18 protein-coding genes are annotated in these 18,732 nt (G+C 72.8%); 8 read left to right on the forward strand and 10 right to left on the reverse strand.

The features are described 5' to 3' along the window. Nucleotides 1-1,323 (reverse strand): MFS transporter (locus AB0I76_RS07880; RefSeq protein ID WP_357031404.1); only part of this gene is annotated, 1,323 nt, incomplete at its 3' end. Nucleotides 1,324-1,457: 134 nt separating this feature from the next. Here AB0I76_RS07880 and AB0I76_RS07885 point away from each other — a divergent pair. Next, entirely contained in the window at nucleotides 1,458-1,832 is a 375-nt protein-coding gene (locus AB0I76_RS07885) for a helix-turn-helix domain-containing protein (protein WP_357031454.1), read from the forward strand. Here AB0I76_RS07885 and AB0I76_RS07890 read toward each other — a convergent pair. Further along, entirely contained in the window at nucleotides 1,829-3,028 is a 1,200-nt protein-coding gene (locus AB0I76_RS07890; RefSeq protein ID WP_357031407.1) for an NAD(P)/FAD-dependent oxidoreductase, read from the reverse strand. The genes AB0I76_RS07885 and AB0I76_RS07890 overlap by 4 nt on opposite strands. Nucleotides 3,029-3,085: 57 nt before the next feature. Between AB0I76_RS07890 and AB0I76_RS07895 the strand changes: the two genes are divergently transcribed. The 3 genes from AB0I76_RS07895 (at nucleotide 3,086) to AB0I76_RS07905 (ending at nucleotide 6,622) form a co-directional block, all read left to right on the forward strand. After that, nucleotides 3,086-3,685 (forward strand): helix-turn-helix transcriptional regulator, encoded by a 600-nt coding sequence (locus AB0I76_RS07895; RefSeq protein ID WP_357031410.1) that lies wholly within the window; start codon nucleotides 3,086-3,088, stop codon nucleotides 3,683-3,685. 117 nt (nucleotides 3,686-3,802) lie between these two features. Further along, the gene (locus AB0I76_RS07900; protein ID WP_357031413.1) at nucleotides 3,803-4,351 is read left to right on the forward strand and encodes a TetR/AcrR family transcriptional regulator; all 549 of its coding nucleotides are present in this window, start codon (nucleotides 3,803-3,805) and stop codon (nucleotides 4,349-4,351) included. Nucleotides 4,352-4,417: 66 nt separating this feature from the next. Continuing rightward, complete coding sequence (locus AB0I76_RS07905) at nucleotides 4,418-6,622, forward strand: MMPL family transporter (RefSeq protein ID WP_357031416.1); 2,205 nt, start codon at nucleotides 4,418-4,420, stop codon at nucleotides 6,620-6,622. Between the two features lie 54 nt (nucleotides 6,623-6,676). Here the strand turns inward: AB0I76_RS07905 and AB0I76_RS07910 are convergent, their stop codons facing one another. Then, nucleotides 6,677-7,933: an erythromycin esterase family protein gene (locus AB0I76_RS07910; protein ID WP_357031419.1), complete on the reverse strand. Its 1,257-nt coding sequence runs from the start codon at nucleotides 7,931-7,933 to the stop codon at nucleotides 6,677-6,679. Nucleotides 7,934-8,015: 82 nt separating this feature from the next. Here AB0I76_RS07910 and AB0I76_RS07915 point away from each other — a divergent pair, with 82 nt between their 5' ends. Beyond that, nucleotides 8,016-8,207, forward strand: coding sequence for a DUF2795 domain-containing protein (locus tag AB0I76_RS07915; RefSeq protein WP_357031422.1), 192 nt, complete (start codon nucleotides 8,016-8,018; stop codon nucleotides 8,205-8,207). A gap of 3 nt (nucleotides 8,208-8,210) precedes the next feature. Here AB0I76_RS07915 and erm read toward each other — a convergent pair whose 3' ends face one another. Then, nucleotides 8,211-9,005, reverse strand: a complete 795-nt coding sequence (gene erm, locus AB0I76_RS07920; protein WP_357031425.1) for an ErmE/ErmH/ErmO/ErmR family 23S rRNA (adenine(2058)-N(6))-methyltransferase — start codon at nucleotides 9,003-9,005, stop codon at nucleotides 8,211-8,213. 414 nt (nucleotides 9,006-9,419) lie between these two features. After that, a complete protein-coding gene (locus tag AB0I76_RS07925; RefSeq protein WP_357031427.1) occupies nucleotides 9,420-10,328 on the reverse strand; it encodes a Gfo/Idh/MocA family oxidoreductase in 909 nt (302 codons plus the stop codon). A 214-nt stretch (nucleotides 10,329-10,542) separates the two neighbouring features. On the opposite strand from AB0I76_RS07925, the gene AB0I76_RS07930 reads away from it, so the two are divergent. Then, complete coding sequence (locus AB0I76_RS07930) at nucleotides 10,543-10,938, forward strand: hypothetical protein (RefSeq protein WP_357031430.1); 396 nt, start codon at nucleotides 10,543-10,545, stop codon at nucleotides 10,936-10,938. After that, on the forward strand, nucleotides 10,931-11,353 hold the full coding sequence (locus tag AB0I76_RS07935) for a hypothetical protein (protein WP_357031433.1): 423 nt from the start codon (nucleotides 10,931-10,933) through the stop codon (nucleotides 11,351-11,353). Before AB0I76_RS07930 ends, AB0I76_RS07935 begins: the two co-directional genes overlap by 8 nt. 109 nt (nucleotides 11,354-11,462) lie before the next feature. On the opposite strand, the gene fabG is transcribed toward AB0I76_RS07935, so the two are convergent. Next, nucleotides 11,463-12,221 (reverse strand): 3-oxoacyl-ACP reductase FabG, encoded by a 759-nt coding sequence (gene fabG / locus AB0I76_RS07940; protein WP_357031436.1) that lies wholly within the window; start codon nucleotides 12,219-12,221, stop codon nucleotides 11,463-11,465. 66 nt (nucleotides 12,222-12,287) lie between these two features. Further along, the gene (locus AB0I76_RS07945) at nucleotides 12,288-13,940 is read right to left on the reverse strand and encodes an alpha-amylase family protein (protein WP_357031439.1); all 1,653 of its coding nucleotides are present in this window, start codon (nucleotides 13,938-13,940) and stop codon (nucleotides 12,288-12,290) included. Between the two features lie 162 nt (nucleotides 13,941-14,102). Between AB0I76_RS07945 and AB0I76_RS07950 the strand changes: the two genes are divergently transcribed. After that, the gene (locus AB0I76_RS07950; protein ID WP_357031442.1) at nucleotides 14,103-14,774 is read left to right on the forward strand and encodes a DedA family protein; all 672 of its coding nucleotides are present in this window, start codon (nucleotides 14,103-14,105) and stop codon (nucleotides 14,772-14,774) included. A gap of 42 nt (nucleotides 14,775-14,816) precedes the next feature. On the opposite strand, the gene AB0I76_RS07955 is transcribed toward AB0I76_RS07950, so the two are convergent. The 3 genes from AB0I76_RS07955 to AB0I76_RS07965 form a co-directional block, all read right to left on the reverse strand. After that, nucleotides 14,817-16,220 (reverse strand): cellulose binding domain-containing protein, encoded by a 1,404-nt coding sequence (locus AB0I76_RS07955; RefSeq protein ID WP_357031445.1) that lies wholly within the window; start codon nucleotides 16,218-16,220, stop codon nucleotides 14,817-14,819. A 128-nt stretch (nucleotides 16,221-16,348) separates the two neighbouring features. Next, nucleotides 16,349-17,773, reverse strand: coding sequence for a carbohydrate-binding protein (locus AB0I76_RS07960; RefSeq protein WP_357031448.1), 1,425 nt, complete (start codon nucleotides 17,771-17,773; stop codon nucleotides 16,349-16,351). A 72-nt stretch (nucleotides 17,774-17,845) separates the two neighbouring features. Continuing rightward, the gene (locus AB0I76_RS07965; protein WP_357031451.1) at nucleotides 17,846-18,601 is read right to left on the reverse strand and encodes a membrane protein insertase YidC; all 756 of its coding nucleotides are present in this window, start codon (nucleotides 18,599-18,601) and stop codon (nucleotides 17,846-17,848) included. Nucleotides 18,602-18,732 lie beyond the last annotated feature (131 nt).

Raw genomic sequence — 18,732 nt, forward strand, 5'->3', positions numbered from 1 at the left:
GTAGCCGGCGGCGAGCGCCGTCACCTCGGACCAGCTGGCGCCGAGCCGGGCGTCGGTCCGGGTCGCGGCGAGGGTGGCGAGCCCGGCCAGCCCGACCGCACCGCCGATCTGCTGGGTGGTGTTGACCAGGCCGGACGCCAGGCCGGCGTCGACGGGTGCGGCGCCGGCCATCGCCAGCGTGGTGACGGCCGGCAGCGACAACCCACCCGCGATCCCGAACACCAGTACCGCCGGGAGCACGTCGGCGAGGTAGCGGCCGTCGGCGGGGAGCCGGACCAGCAGCAGAAAGGCGACCACGGCGAGCCCGAGCCCGGCGAGCAGCACCGCCCGCGCGCCGAAGCGGGCGATCAGCCGTCCGGCGAGGCCGAGCGACACCGCCGCGATGATCACCGGGGTGGGCAGGAAGGCCAGCCCGGTGGCCGCCGCGTCCAGGCCGAGCACCGTCTGGAGCTCCAACGCCAGGAGGAACTGGAACCCGAAGAAGGCCGCGACCATGAGGAACTGCACGGCGTTGGCGGCGACCAGGTCGGGCGTGCGCAGCACGCGCGGCGGGAGCAGCGGGGTGGCGGCGGCCCGCTGCCGGACGGCGAAGCCGACGAGCAGCACGGCGGCGAGCAGGGCGGAGCCGAGCGTACGGGTGGAGAGCCAGCCGTGCTCCCCGGTCCCGACGATCGCCAGGACGGTTGCCATCAGGCCGGCGGTGGCCAGCGCCGCCCCGAGCACGTCCAGCCCGGCGCGCAGGCCGAGGCCACGTCCGGCCGGCGTCCAGCGGACCGCGCCGAGCAGGATCGCCAGCCCGATCGGCAGGTTGACGAGGAAGATCGCCGGCCATCCGGCCAGGCTGGTGAGCACGCCGCCGGCCAGCATGCCGAGCGACGCGCCGGCGGCGCCGGTGAAGCTGTAGACGGCGATCGCCCGGGCCCGCTCGGCCGGCTCGGGGAACAGCGCGACGATCATGCCGAGGCTCACCGCCAGGCTGAGCGCGCCGCCGGCACCCTGGACGAAGCGGGCCGTGACGAGTTGCGCCGGCCCGGTGGCGACCGCGCAGGCCAGCGAGGCGAGGGTGAACAGCGCGATGCCGGCGAGGAACACCCGTCGGCGACCCAGCAGGTCCCCGAGGCGCCCGGCCAGGAGCAGCAGGCCGCCGAAGGCGACCAGGTACGCGTTGACGACCCAGGCCAGCCCGGTGGCGCTGAAGCCGAGGTCGTCGCGGATCGTCGGCAGCGCGATCGCGACGACACTGCCGTCCAGGATGATCATGAGGCTGCCGGCGCAGAGCACCAGCAGGGCGGGCCAGCGGGACGCTTCGGTACGGGTCGACACGACCACAACCTCCTAGGTGCATGGTTTGTTACCGAAGCCATCCTCTGTGACCATTGGCGAGAGCGTAAGGAGGCACTTTCATGTCCCAGGGGAACACCGATGTGTCCGTGGGTGACGGCGCCGGGGCCGGTTGTATGGCCGGCGAGGCGCCCTTCACGCCGGGGCAGGCGCGGGCGTGCACGGTCCGCGAGGTGCTGGACCGGGTGGGCGGCAAGTGGAGCATCGGCATCCTGGTCGCCGCCTCCGAGGGCCCGGTGCGCTTCACCGCGCTGGAGCGGTGCGTGGAGGGGATCAGCCGGCGGATGCTCACCCTGACCCTGCGCAACCTGGAGCGGGACGGCCTGCTCCGCCGGACGGTGTACCCGACCGTCCCGCCGAAGGTCGAGTACACCGCCACGCCGATGGCCCTGGAACTGTACGAGTCACTGGTCGCCCTGACCAGTTGGGCGGAGCGGCACCGGGCCGGGATCGCCGCCGCCCGGGCCGCGTACGACCGGGAGCACGCCTAGGCGGTGACCCTGGCGTCCCAGTCGATGTGGTGGTCGAAGAGCCAGGCGAACGACTTCCCGTCGTCCTTCGCCGCCCAGCGCGCGAAGAGCGGCATGGTGACGTTCCGGAGCACGCGGCCGACCGGACCGGCCACCTTCACGTTGCTGGTCCGCTTCCCCTGGGCCACCACCCGCTCCACCCGGTCCCGCCGCAGCCGCTCGTACGCGCCGAACGCCTCGGCGGCGTCGGGCAGGTCACGCAGGCAGCGGGCCAGCTGTACGGCGTCCTCGAAGGCCATCGCGGCGCCCTGCCCCGAGGAGGGGGCGGCGGTGTGCGCCGCGTCGCCGATGACCACCATCCGGTCCCGGTGCCAGCGCGGGACGGACGGCAGGTCGTACGTCGGCCAGCCGTACTCGATCCGGTCGGTGGCGTCGAGGATCCGCAGAGCCGGGCCGCCGTCCCCGGCGACCAGGGCGCGCAGCCGGGCGCGCCACTCGTCGGCGCCGATCGCGGCGATCTGGTCGGGTGTCAGCTCGGTGCGCTGGGGCAGGTTCGCGAACCACCACACCTCGTCGCCACCGAGCGGGATCCAGCAGAAGAAGCAGCGCCTCCCGAAGATCATGTGCATCAGGCCGGGCGTCCCGCCGAGCCCCGGCACCCGCGTGAAGCCACCGGCGTTGAGCAGCGGCACGTAGCGGGGCGCGGGGGCCGCCGGGTCGATCACCTGCCGGGTTCGGGACCGCAGCCCGTCGGCACCCACCAGGAGGTCACCCTCGGCGGTGCGGCCGTCGGCGAATCGGGCACGGACCCCGGTCGGGGTCGGTTCGGCGTCCACCATCCGGGTTCCGTGCACGATCGGTACGCCCCGGCGGGTCGCCTCCGCACGCAGCGCCCGGTAGAGGTCGGAGCGCCGGACGGTGGTGCTGCCGGAACCGCGGGTGCGGGTGCCGCTGGTGCCGAACTCGGCCAGCGGCCGCCCCCGGTGGTCGTGCAGGGCCATCCGGGGGGTCGGGTGCCCGAGCCCGGCGACGAGACCGTCCAGCCCGATCGCGCGCAGGGCGTCCACCCCGTTGACGGAGAGCGTGAGGAACGCACCGACGCCGACGGCGTCCCGGGCGTACGCCTCGTGGACGACCGCCTCGATGCCGGCCCGTTGGAGCGCCATGGCGGCGACCGGGCCGGCGATGCCACCACCGATGATGAGAGCCTTAGTCATAATGTGACTATACATAGAATGACTATGTTGAACCATCCCGTCGCCTAGGGTGAGGACATGACCGCACGGGCCCAGCGCCGCTCGCCGCTGGCGATGATGGTGCTCGCCCTGCTGGTCGAGGAACCGATGCACGCGTACCGGATGCAGCAGCTGATCCGGGACCGCGACAAGCTGGACGTGGTCAACGTCGCGCAGCGCAACAGCATCTACCAGACCGTCGAGCGACTGCGGCGCGAGGAACTGGTCCGGGTCAGCCACACCGCACGGGACGAGCGCCGCCCGGAACGCACCGTCTACGAGTTGACGCCGGACGGCCGCCGCACGCTCGACGCCTGGCTCGCCGACGCGCTGGCCGCGCCCGCGCGGGAGTTCCCGGAGTTCCCCGCCGCGCTCTCCTTCCTGCCCATCCTGCCGCCGGCCGAGGCCGCCCGGCAGCTCGACCGGCGGGCCGAGTTGCTGGCCGCCCGGCTGCGCGAGCGGGAGGCGGTGCTGGCGGCGATCGACCTGCCGCGGCTCTTCCTCGTGGAGGACGAGTACCGGCTCACCGTGCTGCGCGCCGAGCTGGAGTGGGTGCGCGCGCTGGTGGCCGACCTGCGGGCCGGCACCCTGACCTGGGACGGCCCCTGGCTCGCCGACTGGACCGGCACCACCGACTGACCCTGTTCTCCCGGTGAACCCGCACCACCTGTGGGGAAGACCACGCGATCCGTCTGACCGATCGGTCAGCTGCTGACCGATCGGTCAGGCATGCTGGTCGGTGGAGGTGGACCGGTGATGGCGCGGGCGGTACCCGAGACGCACGACGAGATCCTGACGGCGGCGGCGCGACGATTCGCGGCGACCGGCTACCGGGGCACGTCCCTACAGGACATCGCCCGCGAGGTCGGCTGTTCCAAGGCGGCGGTGCTGTACCACTTCGCCAACAAGGAGGCCATCCTCACCGAGCTGATGGCCCCCGCCATCGCGGTGTTCCAGGACCTCGGCGACCGGATCGACCGGGCCACCGACCCGGCGGAGGCGCAGCGGGTCGCCGCCGAGGGCTTCGTCGACCTCGCCGTCCGGTTCCGGCGGGAGATCGCCGTGCTCCGCGGCGAACTGCCGGAGCTGCTCGAACACCCCGCCTTCGCGCACCTCCAGCGCATCTCGGAGCGGCTGATCGACGCGCTCGCCGGTCACCCGGAGCGCCCCTCGGCCCGGATCGCCGCCCTCGTCCTGCTCGCCGGCATCTCCGAGGCGTGCGGGGAATTCCTCGACATCGCCGACGAGGTGCTCCGCCCAGCGCTGCTGGCACTCGTCACGCGCGGTCTGGAACCGGCCGGCTGACCCGGCACCCCGACCACCCCATCCACGACGCCCGTCCCACCCACCCACACGGAGGACAAGGAACTCATGGCGACCCTGCTCTACCGGCTCGGCCGGGGCTCGCTGCGCCGACGGCGACTCGTGGCGGTGATCTGGCTCGTCGTACTCGTCGGGCTTGGTCTGGCCGCCGCGACGCTGCGCGGCCCCACGGCGAGCAACTTCACGATGCCCGGCACCGAGTCGCAGCGCGCCCAGGACCTGCTCGCCGAGCAGTTCCCGGCGGCGAGCGGCGCGACCGGCACCATCGCGGTCAAGGCGCCGGAGGCCGGCCAGCTCGGCGCACCGGCCGGCCAGGCGGTGGTGCGGGAACTGACCCAGGAGGCGGCGACGCTGCCCGGCGTGGTCGGCGCCGTCGACCCGTTCCAGGTGGGCGCGGTCTCACCCGACGGCCGGTACGCGCTGGTGCAGGTCCAGTTCGCCGCGGGAGCCGACGAGGTGACCGACGAGCAGCGCGCCGCGTACGAGAAGGTCGGCGCGCGGGCCGAGGCGCAGGGCTGGCAGGTCGCCCCGGGCGGCGAGGTGCTCAACACCGAGCCGGAGGTCGGCTCGACCGAGGCTCTCGGCGTCGCGGTGGCCCTGGTCGTCCTGGTGGTCACGTTCGGCTCGCTGGTGGCGGCCGGGATGACCATGCTCAACGCGCTGATCGGCGTCGGCGTCGGCATGGCCGGCCTGTTCGCGCTCAGCGGCGTGGTGGAGCTGACCAGCACCGCGCCGATCCTCGCGCTGATGCTCGGCCTGGCGGTCGGCATCGACTACTCGCTCTTCATCACCTCGCGCTACCGACAGAACCTGCTCGACGGCCTGCCGGCGGACGAGGCGGTCGGCCGCGCGGTCGGCACCGCCGGCTCGGCCGTGGTCTTCGCCGGCGCCACCGTGGTCATCGCGCTGGCCGGTCTCGCCGTGGTCGACATCCCGTTCCTCACGGTGATGGGTCTGGCCGCCGCCGGCACGGTCACCGTGGCGGTTCTGGTGGCGGTCACCCTCCTGCCGGCGCTGCTCGGCTTCATCGGTGCCCGGGCGCTGCCGCGCAAGCTGCGGCGCACGGTGACCGACCGCGCCGCCACGGTGGACGCGCCGGTCGCCGGGGCCGCCCCGGCCGAGGACCGCTCCGGCTTCGGTTTCCGCTGGGCACGCGCGGTCACCCGCTTCCGGCTCCCGGTCATCCTGGTCGGGCTGCTCGGGCTGGGCCTGCTCGCGCTGCCCACCCCGGACATGCGGCTGGCCCTGCCGGACGCGGGCACCGCGCCGGTCGGCTCACCCGCGCGGGAGTCCAACGACCTGATCAGTGAGGGCTTCGGGCCCGGCTTCACCGGCCGGCTCGCGGTGGTGGTCGCGGGTGACACGCCGCAGGCGACCGCCAGTGCCGTCCCGCAGGTGACCGCGCTGGTGCAGCGCACCGAGAACGTCCTCGCGGTGGCGCCGCCCCAGCTCAGCCCGGACGGGAAGACCGCGCTGCTCGGCGTGGTGCCGAAGACCGGCCCGACCGACGAGGCCACCGAGACCCTGGTCAACGACGTCCGGGAGGCCGTCGGCGGCATCCAGGGCGCCGACGTGCTGCTCACCGGTGTCACCGCGATCGGTATCGACGTGTCGGAGAAGCTCTCCGACGCGCTCCCGGTCTACCTGCTGCTGGTGGTGGGCCTGTCGGTGCTGCTGCTGATGCTGGTGTTCCGGTCGCTGCTGGTGCCGGTCAAGGCCGCGCTGGGCTTCCTGCTCACCGTCGCGGCCACCTTCGGCATCACCGTGGCCGTGTTCCAGCAGGGCAACCTGGCCGACCTGGTCGGGCTGGACACCCCCGGGCCGCTGATCAGCTTCCTGCCGATCCTGCTGATCGGCATCCTGTTCGGTCTCGCCATGGACTACGAGGTCTTCCTCGTCTCCCGGATGCGGGAGGACTTCGTGCACGGCGACACCGCGCAGCAGGCCACCATCAACGGGATGGGGCACGGTGCCCGGGTGGTCACCGCCGCCGCGCTGATCATGATCTCGGTCTTCGGTGGCTTCGTCTTCCTGGACGACCCGGTGATCAAGTCGATGGGCTTCGCGCTCGCGGTGGGTGTCGCCATCGACGCCTTCGTGGTCCGGATGACCATCGTGCCGGCGGTGATGTCCCTGCTCGGCAAGCGGGCGTGGTGGCTGCCGCGCTGGCTGGACCGGGCGCTGCCCAACGTCGACATCGAGGGTGAGAGCCTGCGCGCCCACCTCGACGAGAAGTCACCCACCCACGTCTGAGACACCGGGAAGGGCCCCCGCCGTCGGCGGGGGCCCTTCGTCGATTCCGTCGGCTCACACGCCGGCCGGGTACGTCTCCATCTCCCCGGGCGCCGACAGCGCGGGCAGGGGGTGCACGGCGGTCGCCTCGTCACACCAGATGAACGCGTCGTACCGCTCGCCCAGACGGGTCGGCACGTAGTTGCCCCACGACTCGAAGGACGGGTCGTACACCACCCCGACCGCGCGGTGGTCCAGCCTGTCGGTGGCCCAGCCCGGCTGGTCGGTGCCGCCGAACACCAGGACGGCCCGCTCCGGCATCAGCTCGTGCAGCCGGTGCTCCACCGATCCCTCCTTGGCGGGTGGCACCGTCATCACCTCGGCGGGCGAGCCCCAGCGTCGCGCCGCGACGACCGTGCCCCGATGACTCCCGAAGCCGACCAGGACGACCTGGTCGGCGCCGTGCCGCTCGCGGGCCAACTGCCCGATGTTGAGCATGCCGTCGGCGGCCATGTCGGTGGCCCGGGCGTCCCCCACGTGCGTGTTGTGCGCCCAGACGATGCCCCGGGCGTCCGGGCCGTAGCGCTCCAGCAGCCGGTCCAGGGTGTCGGCCATGTGGATGTCCCGGATGTTCCACGACTCCGGGCCGCCGCCGATCATCGCGCGGTAGTAGCGCTCCGCGCCGGCCACCACCTCCGCGTTCTGCCAGGCCGAGAAGGCGTCCGGGCCGTCCGCCACCGCGTGTTCACGGGTACGCGCCAGCAGCCGCACCACCTCCTCCTCGCAGCGGGACGAGACGAACCGGCTCGCCATGCCGTACTCCTCCACCCGCTTGCCGTACGGCTCGAAGCAGCGGTACGCGTCCTGCGCGGCCTCCAGCGACGCCGGGTCCTCCTCGCCGAGGTAGTCGAAGATGGCCTGCATCGACTCCCACAGGCTGTAGACGTCCAGGCCGTGGAAGCCGGCGCGGGCCGACTCGGGCCGGTCGAGGTTCCACGCCCGCAACCAGCGGCTGAAGCGGGCCACCTCGGCATTCGCCCACATCCAGGTCGGCCAGCGTTCGAAGCGCTCCAGGGCGGTCTGCGGCTCGGTGGCGCCACCGGGCGCGGCGACGACCGAGCGGTGCAGCCGGTCGCAGTCCGGCCAGTCCCCCTCCACGGCGACGAACGAGAAGCCGCACTCGGCGATCAGCCGGCGGGTGAGCTGCTCGCGCAGCCGGTAGTAGTCGTGGCTGCCGTGTGACGCCTCACCGATCATCACGATCCGGGCGTCCCGGACACGCTCCAGCAACGGGTCGAAGTCGCTCGGCGCGCCGAGCCGCTGAACCTGCATGGCGGGCGGCTACCCGGCGTGTCGCACGGCAAACCGGGCTCGACGGCGGCATGCCGGCCGGCGCAGCGGGTAGCCGACCGGCATGACCGTCACGGGGGTGCAGTTGCAGGAGTACCTGGCCGGGCTCGACTACCCGGTCTCGCGGGAGGACCTGGTGCGGTGGGGCCAGGAGAACGGGGCCAGCACGGAGATGTTGCAGATGCTGAAGGCGCTACCGGCCGAGGAGTTCGACTCGTCGGGCGAGCTGAACGAGGCGCTGAACACCCTCGCCTGAGCGTCAGCGGGCGTGCAGCAGCCGGAACAGCACCAGCCACTGCTCCGGCCAGACGTGGCCGACCGGCGTCGCCGCGTCGAGCCGGGCCGCGCGCAGGGCCGCGGCCACCCGGGCCCCCGGGTACCGCCGACCCAACGACGCCGCGAGCGACCCGCCGGCGCCGTCGAAGCCCAGCTCCACCATCCTCCGGTACGCGGGCAGCGTCGCCGGGGACAGCAGGGCCTCCGGCCGCCGCTCGACGCGCAGGATGCCGGCGTCCACGCGGGGCACCGGGCGGAACGCGGTCCGGGGCACCCGCCCGACCAGCCGCCAACCGAACTCCGGCCAGGTCGACACGGTCAGCCGGGTCCACCGGCCGTAGTCGCCGCTGCGCCGTCGCGCGTACTCGGCCTGGGTGAGCAGGGTCGCCGCGCGCAGCCCCGGCGCCACCAGGCACCAGCGGACCACGGCGGACGTGAGCGACCACGGGATGTTGCCCACCACGTCGAACGGCTCCGCCGGCGGTACGGCAGTCAGGAAGTCCGCCTGCCGGTGCGTCGCGTTCGGCACAATCGCGCAGACCCGGGCCAGCTCCGCCGCGGCGGAGGGGTCCACCTCGTACGCGACCAGGTGCCGGCACCGGGCGGCCAGTGCCCGGGTGAGCTGGCCCCGGCCGGCGCCGACCTCCAGCAGGAGCGTGTCCGGATCGGGACGGGCCGCCCGGACCAGCCGTGCGATCGCGGCCGGGTCGGCGAGGAAGTTCTGGGACAGCACGCGACGGGACCGGTCGCGTTCGGTACGGGTACGGCGGGTTGCCACGGGGCGTCGTCCTGTCTGTCGCCGTACGGCGACGGAACGGACAGGCGGCTCCGGTGCACCAGCCCGCGCCGGCCGCATGGCGGCGTCGCCGTCCCGAGGGCGGCTCGACGCATGCGGGCCGCCCTCGGGACGTGCGGCAGCCCTACGCGTTCGAGCGTCTGGAGCGGCGGGCACGGTGGATCAGAGGCCTGTCCGATTGATCGGGGACTCGGACGGCCCTGGGCTGCGACGCGGTGACGGTGCCGCGCGGACGAGGATCAGCCGCGGGTCACGCCGGCCAGGGCCGGACGCCGGACTCGCGGACGGGCCTGCAACAGCGGCCCGAGGCAGGCCGGCGTGCCGACCGCCTCGATCAGTGCGTACGCGAACATGCCCGTGACCCTAACTCCCCCGCCCACCGCGGTCGACCGGATTTCAGGCGGCGGGGACCTCGATGGTGCGGGACGCGACGCGGGACTGTTCGGCGGCGGCGAGAACGGCGACCACCTCGCGGCCGAAGCGCACGTCGCAGCGGTGGTCCCGGGTACCCGACGCGATCTCCTCCAGCAGTTGGTCGATCGCGACCCGGAAGGCGTCGGCCGCCGCGCCCTCCCCCGCCGGTACGGTCTCGATCCCGTTCTCCCCGTAGAACGTGAAGTCCCGGGTGACCGCCTCGACCGGGGCGTCCAGGGTCAGCGAGGCGCTGCTGGTGGCGCCCCCGTCGTGGGTGAGCAGCAGGTGGACGATTCCGCTCGGGCCGTCCATCGCGGCGACCCGGGTCACCCGGCCCAGCACCGGCAGGATCATCGAGAGCGCGTGGGGGCCGATGTCCCACAGGGCGCCGTGCTCCCGGCGCCACGTCGAACCGCCGTACGGGTTGCCCGGCTGGTAGATCGAGGCGAAGAACGTCGCGCGGGCGTGCTGCCACCCGCCGGCCGCGGCGGTGGCCGCGAGGAAGGCGGTCACGTTGGCGTGGAAGCGCTGGGTGAAGAAGACCACCGAGGCGACCCCGGCGGCGCCCGCCGCGGCGACCACGCGGTCGGCGTCGGCGACGGTCAGGGCCAGGGGCTTGTCCAGCAGCAGGTGCCGCCCGGCGGTGGCCGCTCGGGCCGCGATGTCGGCCTGCACGTCCGGCGGGAGGGCCACCGCGACGGCGTCGCATGCGTCGATCAGGGCGTCGACCTCGTCGTACGCCGACACGCCGTACCGGTCCGCCAGCACCTCCGCCTTCGCCCGGTCCCGCCCCCAGACGCCGACCAGTTCGGCCCCGGGATGCGCGTCCAGCCCCGCGCCGTGCGTCTCCATCGCCCAGTGCCCGGTACCGAACAGCCCGAACCGCACCACGTGGAACCCCCACCCGTCGTCGCCTCACGGGACCGGTCCGCGGCCCCTCGGGTCACGCTATCCGGCCCTCCGGCCGCCCGCCCGGGACACCACCGGTCCTGGCGGACTCCGTACGCCGACCGGAGCCGGGCGACGCGCGGACCGGCGATGGCGGGGTGTACTACGCGGATTAGTAGAGTGTGCCGGTGACCGAAGCGAGCGCCGGACGGCGTCGATGACCAGCGCGGCAGCGGCCGGCTCCCCGGTGGACGGGCTCCTGGCGACCCTCTCGATCGTGCTGTCGCTCCTCGTCGCGGCCTGGGCGCTGGTGGCGACGCTGCGGCACCGCGCGCCCGACCGGGTGCAGTTCGCCGGGCTGATGGCGTTGGAGCTGGCCCTGCTCGGCCTCGCGGTGCTGGCCCTGGTCGCCCTCGGCGGCGGGGAGCGACCCGGCGAGCCGGGGGCGTTCTTCGGGTACCTCGTGACGCTGGTCTGCCTGCCGCCGCTGGCCTGGGTGCTGGCCCGGATGGAACCCACCCGCTGGGGTTCCGCGATCGTCTGCGCGGTCTGCCTGGTGACACCGGTGGTCGTGGTACGCCTTCAGCAGACCTGGGAGGTGCTCGGTGGCTGAGCAGGTACGCGCACCCGAGCGGAAGCGCACCAACGCCGGCCCGGGGCGGCTGCTGATCGCGGTCTACATCCTGTTCGCCATCGCCGCGACCTCCCGCGCCGGCCTCCAGATCGCGACGAGGTTCGACGAGGCGCCCGTCGCGTACACCCTCTCGGCGCTGGCGGCGCTGATCTACGTCGTGGCGGCGGTGGGCCTGGCCCGCGCGGGCGCCGCCGGTCGGCGCGTCGCGCTGGCCTGCTGCACTGTGGAGCTGGTCGGCGTGGTCGGCGTCGGGCTCCTCAGCCTGCTCTACCCGGACCTCTTCCCCGACGAGACGGTGTGGTCCGGCTTCGGCAGCGGGTACGGCTACATCCCGCTCGTCCTGCCCATCCTCGGCCTCCTCTGGCTCCGCCGCACTCGCGGCGCCTCCGCCTGAACCCAGAGCGGCCTTCCCGCTCTTTCCCGGAAAGAGTGGCCTCGGGACGCGGAATGGCCACTCTTTCCGGAAAAGAGCGGCCACCCGCAGAGTGCGGCGCGGGGTGCGGTCAGTCCTTCGGGCCGCCGGCCACGTAGATGACCTGGCCGGAGACGAAGGACGCGCCCTCGCTGGTGAGGAACGAGATGGTGTGGGCGACGTCCTCGGGACGGCCGGGTCGCCGGACCGGGATCTCGGCGGCGGCGTGCTGCTGGAGCGCCTCGAAGTCCACCTTCATCCGGGCGGCGGTGGCGGCGGTCATGTCGGTGACGATGAAGCCCGGTGCGACCGCGTTGACGGTCACCCCGAACGGGCCCAGCTCGATGGCGAGGGTCTTGGTGAAGCCCTGCAGGCCGGCCTTCGCGGCGGAGTAGTTGGCCTGGCCCCGGTTGCCCAGCGCCGAGGTGCTGGAGAGGTTGACGATCCGGCCCCACTTCCGCTCGACCATGTGCTTCTGGGCGGCCTGGCTGAACAGGAACGCGCCGCGCAGGTGCACGCCCATGACCGTGTCCCAGTCGCCGTCGGTCATCTTGAACAGCAGGTTGTCCCGGAGGACCCCGGCGTTGTTGACCAGTACGGTCGGGCCGCCCAGCTCGGCCGCGACCCGCTCCACGGCGGCCTCCACCTGGGTCCGGTCGGACACGTCGGCGCCCACGCCGAGCGCCCGGCCGCCGGCGGCGGCGATCGCGTCCACGGTCTCCTTGGTCGCCGACTCCTCGATGTCGACCACGGCCACGGCCAGGCCGTCGGCGGCCAGCCGCCGGGCGGTGGCCGCCCCGATGCCCCGCGCGGCCCCGGTGACGATGGCGACCCGCTGCTCCTCCGACATGCCTACCTCCCGGTAACTTGGGCTGGATCGCCACACCCTAACCCACGCACCGGCCGCCATCGATCGTCAGCAGGCGGGACCCCGGCAGAGGCGGATCCAGCGGTAGCCGTACCCGGACACCCTGACCCGGTCGAACTTGCCGATGTCGTCGTAGTTCCGGTCGCCGAGCACGTCGATCGGGAAGTCCGCCTCGGACTCCAGGCTGCTCAGGTCCACCTCGACGTCGTCGGTGCCGAGGTTGTGCACGAAGACCATCGTCCCGGTCGGCCCGTCGGCACGGTGCGCCAGCACGCCCGGGGGCATGGGCACGTCGATGTGCGTGGTGGAGCCGGAGCCCACCTCCGGGGCCTCGCGGAGCGTACGGATCATGCGCTCGAACCAGGCGAGCAGCGACTTCGGGTCGCGCCGCTGGGCGGTGACGTTGACCTTCTCGTAGCTGAAGTCACCCTTGTCGATGACCGGGCGGACCAGTTTCTCCGGGTCGGCCGTGGAGAAGCCGGCGTTCGGCTGGAACGACCACTGCATCGGGGTACGGATCGCCTCCCGGCCGGGCAGCGACAGGTCCTCGCCCATCCCGATCTCCTCGCCGTAGCGCAGCACCGGGGTGCCGCGCAGCGAGAACTGGAGGGCGTACGCCAGCTCGATGCGCCGCCGGTCGTTGCCGAGCATCGGGGCGAGCCGGCGCCGGATGCCCCGGTCGTAGATGCGCATGTCCTCGTCGGGGCCGAACTGCGCGTACACCTGGTTGCGCTGCTCGGCGGTGAGCCGGGACAGGTCGATCTCGTCGTGGTTGCGCAGGAAGGTGGCCCACTGCCCGCCCTCGGGCAGGGCCGGGGTGTCCCGCAGCGCCTCGATGACCGGCTCCGGGTCCTGCCGGGCCAGGGCCAGCATCAGCCGCCCATTGAGCATGAAGTCGAAGAGCATGTGCACCCGGTTGGCCGAGCCGCCGCTGTCGCCGAAGAAGGTCGGCAGCTGGTCCGGCTCGACGTTCGCCTCGGCGAGCAGGACGGCGTCGCCCCGGCGCCACTGCACGTGCTGGCGCAGCTCGGTGAGGAACTCGAAGTCCTTCGGCGAGTTGGGGTTGCCCGGCTCGGTCTGCTCGATGATGAACGGCACCGCGTCCATCCGGAAACCGGAGACGCCGAGCTGGAGCCAGAACGACATGATCTTCTTGACCTCGGCGCGGACCGCCGGGTTGGCCATGTTCAGGTCCGGCTGGAACTTGTAGAACCGGTGGTAGAACCACGACTTGGCGGTGCGGTCGTACGTCCACGTCTCGTGCTGTTCCCCGGGGAAGACCATGCCCTGGTAGCGGTCGTCCGGCTCGTGGTCGGACCAGACGTACCAGTCCCGGTACTCCGAGTCGGGCGACGAGCGGGCGGACTGGAACCAGGGGTGCTGGTCGGACGTGTGGTTGACGACCAGGTCGATGATCACCCGGATGCCCCGGTTCTGGGCCTGGTGCAGCAGCTCGGCGAAGTCTCCCAGCGTCCCGAAGCGCGGGTCGACGTTGTAGAAGTCCGTCGCGTCGTACCCGTCGTCCCGGTTGGGCGAGGGGTGGATCGGGTGCAGCCAGAGGCACGTCACCCCCAGCCGGGCCAGGTAGTCCAGCCGGCCGATGAGACCACGGATGTCACCCACCCCGTCGCCGTCGGAGTCCGCGAACGTGTCGATGTCGAGGCAGTAGACGACGGCCTCGGAGTACCACCTGTCACCCATGCCTGCCAGATGTCTCCAATCGCCGCGTCCGGCAAACGCGAGCGGCGGTACGGTCGCCGGCAGGTGACGTTCACCGCGCATGGCCGTCACCACGCGGCGGTGTAAGTGGCCAGGGCCCGGGTACCACTGTCCGATCCCCCGGCCGCCCGCGGAAGGACAACCATGGCAGTCGCGCAGGACGTGGACCCCTCCCAGTTCAGCGGGCTGACCGGCTGGGTGGCCGACGTCATCGACGCGATGGGTGCGCTCGGTGTGGCGTTGCTGGTCGCCCTGGAGAACGTCGTTCCGCCCATTCCCAGCGAGATCGTGCTGGCTATGGCGGGCTACCTGTCCTCGGCGGGCCGGTTCAACGTGGTGCTGATCGTGCTCGCCGCGACGGCCGGCTCGGTGGGTGGGGCACTGCTGCTCTACTGGCTCGGCGCCGGCCTGGGTGAGGACCGGTTGAAGCGGTGGCTGGACCGGCTGCCGCTGGTGGACACCGACGACCTGGAGAAGGCGGACCGCTGGTTCGAACGACACGGCCGCTGGGCGGTGCTCTTCGGCCGGCTGGTGCCGGTGGTCCGCAGCCTGGTCTCCGTCCCGGCCGGGGCGAACCGGATGCCGATGGGTGAGTTCGTCCTCTTCACCACGCTGGGCAGCGGCGTGTGGAACACGGTGATCGTCGGTCTGGGTTACGCGCTCGGCTCCCGCTGGAAGGACGTGGACCGCTACAGCAGCTGGTTCAACTACGCGATCTTCGCGATCTTCGGGTTCATGATCGTCAGCTGGGCGGTCAAGAAGGTGCGGCGTCGCCGGGCGCGGCGCGACCGCGAGACGGTGTCCGCCGGCCGCTGACGGGCCGCGCACCCGGCGAGGGGTACGCGGCCCGACGCCGGGTCAGGGCAGGGTGTCCAGGTGCGGCCCGACGGTACGCGCGAACCCGTTGCCGTTGCTGATGTCCCAGTTCACCGACCAGGTCATCGCGCCACGGAGGCCGGGGTAGGTGCGCGGCGGCCGGAAGCTGCCGCAGTTGGTGCCCCGGGTCAGGCAGTCCAGGGCGGCGTTGACCACGCTGGGCGCGACGATGCCGCCGCCGGCCGCCCCGGGTCCGGCCGGCAGGCCGAGCCCGACCTGGTCGGGGCGCAGCCCCGCCTCCAACTGGATGCAGGCCAGCGCGACGATGAAGTTCACCGTCCCCTGGGCGTACGCGGCGTTCTGGTCGCAGCCGAGCATCGCACCGGAGTTGTAGAACTGGGTGTTGACGACGGTGAGGATGTCCCGGATGTCGAGGGCCAGCTTGAAGTAGCTGCCGGCCGGATTCTGCATGTCGATGGTCTGCGGGGCCATGGCGATGATCAGGTTGGAGCCGACGTTCGCCCGCAACGCGCGCAGGGCCTGCGCCATGTACGTCGGGTTCAGGCCGTTCTCCAGGTCGATGTCGACGCCGTCGAACCCGTACCGCTGGATCAGCGCGTACACCGAGTCGCTGAAGGCCCGCGCGGACGCCGCGTCGTTGACGGCGACCCGGCCGGTCTCCCCGCCGACCGAGATGATGACCTTCTTGCCCCGGCTCTGGAGAGTGCGGACGTCGGCGGAGAAGTCCGCGTCGGAGTAGCCGCCGAGGGCGGTGGACAGCCCGGGGTCGACGGCGAAGGTGACCGCGCCCGGGGTGGCGGTGGCCTCGGCGAACGCCACGGCGACCACGTCGTACTCGGCCGGGGTGTCCCGCAGTCGCAGTTCGACGGCGGGGTTGTCGAAGTTGTGCCAGTAGCCGGTGAGGATGTGCTTCGGCAGGCCGGTGGTCGGCGGCGGGGTGGTGGGCGGCGGGGTGGTGGGCGGAGGCGTGGTGGGGGGTGGGGCCGTCGGCGGTGCCGTGGTGGGCGGCGGGGTGGTCGGGGTGGTGCCCCCACCACAGGACGCCCCGTTGAGCTGACAGTTGGTCGGGGAGCCCGACCCGCTGGCGAGGAAGCCGAAGGAGACCGAGGCGCCCGGGGCGATCGTGCCGTTCCAGGACCGGTTGGTGAAGGTGTGTCGCTGCCCGGACGAGGTCAGCAGCGCGTCCCAGTACGTCCCCATCGTGGTGCCGGCGGGCAAGTCGAACGCCAGGCTCCAGCCGTTGACGGTGGTCGAGCCGCCGTTGGTGATCGTGTACTTCCCCTCCCACCCCGAGCCCCAGTCCGACGTCTTCACGAAGGTGGCGGTCACCCCGGCCGCGAACGCCGGCAGCGCCACCCAGACCGCCCCCACCGCCGCCGCCAACGCGGTGACCAGGGCCAGTACGACAGATCTCGACCGTCTCACGACGCCTCCCAGACATTCACGACCGTCAGTCAGGCGTTTATTATTAAGACTGTTAACTGTTCATGTCCAGAGGATGCCGCGAGTGGCACCCGGCCGCCGGCGACGACGCCCGGGTGCCACCGGAGGGCTCAGCGGCGGAAGCTGAACCAGTTGACGTTGACGAAGTCGTTCGGCTGGCCACTGGAGAAGGTCAGGTAGACCGTCCGGCGGCCGGTGGGACCCGCGACGTTGCCGGGCACCGACCGCCAGCTCTGCCAGCCACCGGTGTTGGCGATGGCGAAGCTGCCGATCGGCGGGCTGGTGGGGCTGTCCAGCCGTACCTCCACCAGGCCACTCACGCCGGCGGCCGCACCCGAGGCCACCCGGGCGACGAAGTCCCGCGGCGGCGTCGCGCCGAACTCGACGTTGTCGAAGCGCACCCAGTCCCCGTTGCGCAACGCGCCGATGTTCTGCCCACCCTCGGTGCACGCCTCGACCAGCACCCCGTTCTGGGCGTTGAACGACTCGGCCTGGATCGTCGCGTACGCGTCCCGCACGCCGCCCGGCGGCGGGGTGGTCGGCGGCGGGGTCGTCGGCGGTGGGTTGGTGCCGCCGCCCCGGTTGTAGACGGCGACGTAGTCGACAAGCATCGACCGACCCGGCACGGTCGCCGCCGTGGGCGTGGCGCCGCCGGCCACCCCGTTCGGGAACGCTCCGCCCATGGCCACGTTGAGCAGGAGGAAGTAGCCGGCGTGGTTGGTCATCTGCGACCAGTACGGCTCACCGACCCGGGACTGGCTCACCGTGTGGTAGAGCTGCCCGTCGACGTACCACCGCAGTTGCTGGGGGCTGACCGAGGCGTCCCACTCGAAGCGGTAGGTGTGGAACGCCGACTGGCAGGTGCTGCCGGGGCAGGCCCGGGACGCGCCGATGCCGTTGAACTCGTCGCACGGACCGCCGGGGGCGACGCCGCAGTGCAGCACCCCCCAGACCGAGTTGATCCCGTTGACGTTCTCCATCACGTCGAACTCGCCGATGCCCGGCCAGTTCTGGTAGTTGCCCCGGTACGGCGAGCCCAGTGCCCAGAAGGCCGGCCAGTAGCCGGACGCCTGGGCGCCGGTGACGTCGGGCATCCGGATCCGGCCCTCGATCGCCAGCACACCGCCGGCCGCCGGCTTGAAGTTGCTGCGGACGGTCTCGATCCGGGCGGACGTCCACCGGCCCGAGCCGTCGCGCAGCGGCGTGATCCGCAGGTTGCCGCCGCCGTCGTGGCTGACGTTGGCCGTGCTGGCGGTGTACGTCTGGATCTCACCCGTGCCCCAGTTGGGCGGGCCACCCGGGTAGCTGGTGCCGGTGTCGATGATCCAGTTGGCCGCGGACGGCAGCGTGCCGGCCGCGCCGGTGAAGTCGTCGCTCCACACGAGACTCCAGCCCGGCGCCGGCGCCGGTACGGCGGCGTCAGCGGTCGCGGTGACCCCGGCCAGGGCGGTGGTGGTGACGGTGAGCAGGGCGAGCGCCAGCGGAAGCCGGCGTCGGGCGGGCAGGGCGGCCGATGCCGCCGGTGCAGGTCGCATGGACGTGCCTCTCTGCGGGGACGGGTCGAGAGAGCGCTCTCTCACGAGTTGTACGTGTCGTCCACGCAGTTGTCAACGTCGATGTGACGCGGCATCGCCGGGAGTCACCAGCGGGCGGCGCAGCACCACCTGCTCCAGCGCCGACCAGGCCGTGGTGGTGACCAGGTAGATCACCGCCGCCAGCGGCAGCACCAGCGCGACCAGCACGGTCACGTACGGCAGCAGGGGCAGCACCCGGCCGAGGGTGGCCGCACCCGGCCCCTCGATCGGCGTACCGGCCACCGTCCCGGTCGCGGACGCCGCGTGCCGCATCCGCCGCGACGTCCACCAGGCCAGGGCCAGCAGCACCGACAGCAGCACTCCGAACAGCGCCACCACCGGGACGCTCAGCCCGTCGGCGAGGTGATGACCCAGCGCCACCCCGGCCAGTCGCTCGTCGAGCAGCCCCGTGCCGCCGTCCGCGGTGCTGAAGAGCCGGTACAACACCAGCAGGACCGGCGCCTGCACCAGCAGTGGAAGACAGCCGGCCACCGGGTTCGCACCGGCGGAGCGGTAGAGGGCGAACAGTTCGGACTGGAAGCGGGCCGGGTCGTCCGCGTACCGCCGCCGGAGCTCGGTGACCCGGGGGGCGAGCGCCGCGCGGCGCCGCTCCCCACGGGCCTGCGCGACGGTGAGCGGCGCGATGAGCAACCGCACGGCCACGGTGAGGACGACGATCGACGCGGCGGTGGCCGTGCCACCGGCCACTGGTTCCAACAGGGCGGTGAGCCAGGAGAGCGCGGCGCCCGCGGCGCCGACGGCGTCGTGCAGTGGTGAAAAGGCGAGCATGGTGAACCCCTCGGTCCGATTCCGAAAGGCGCCTCGGCGACGACACTCGTCGCGGGCGCGGACGACGGCGGAATCGGCCGCGCGCGGTGCTACGCGGCCGAGGGGTGCGCCCCGGGCGCTCGAGGGCGGGG

It is taken from the genome of Micromonospora sp. NPDC049799 (genome assembly GCF_040656655.1).
In the GTDB taxonomy this organism is placed as follows: Bacteria; Actinomycetota; Actinomycetes; order Mycobacteriales; family Micromonosporaceae; genus Micromonospora.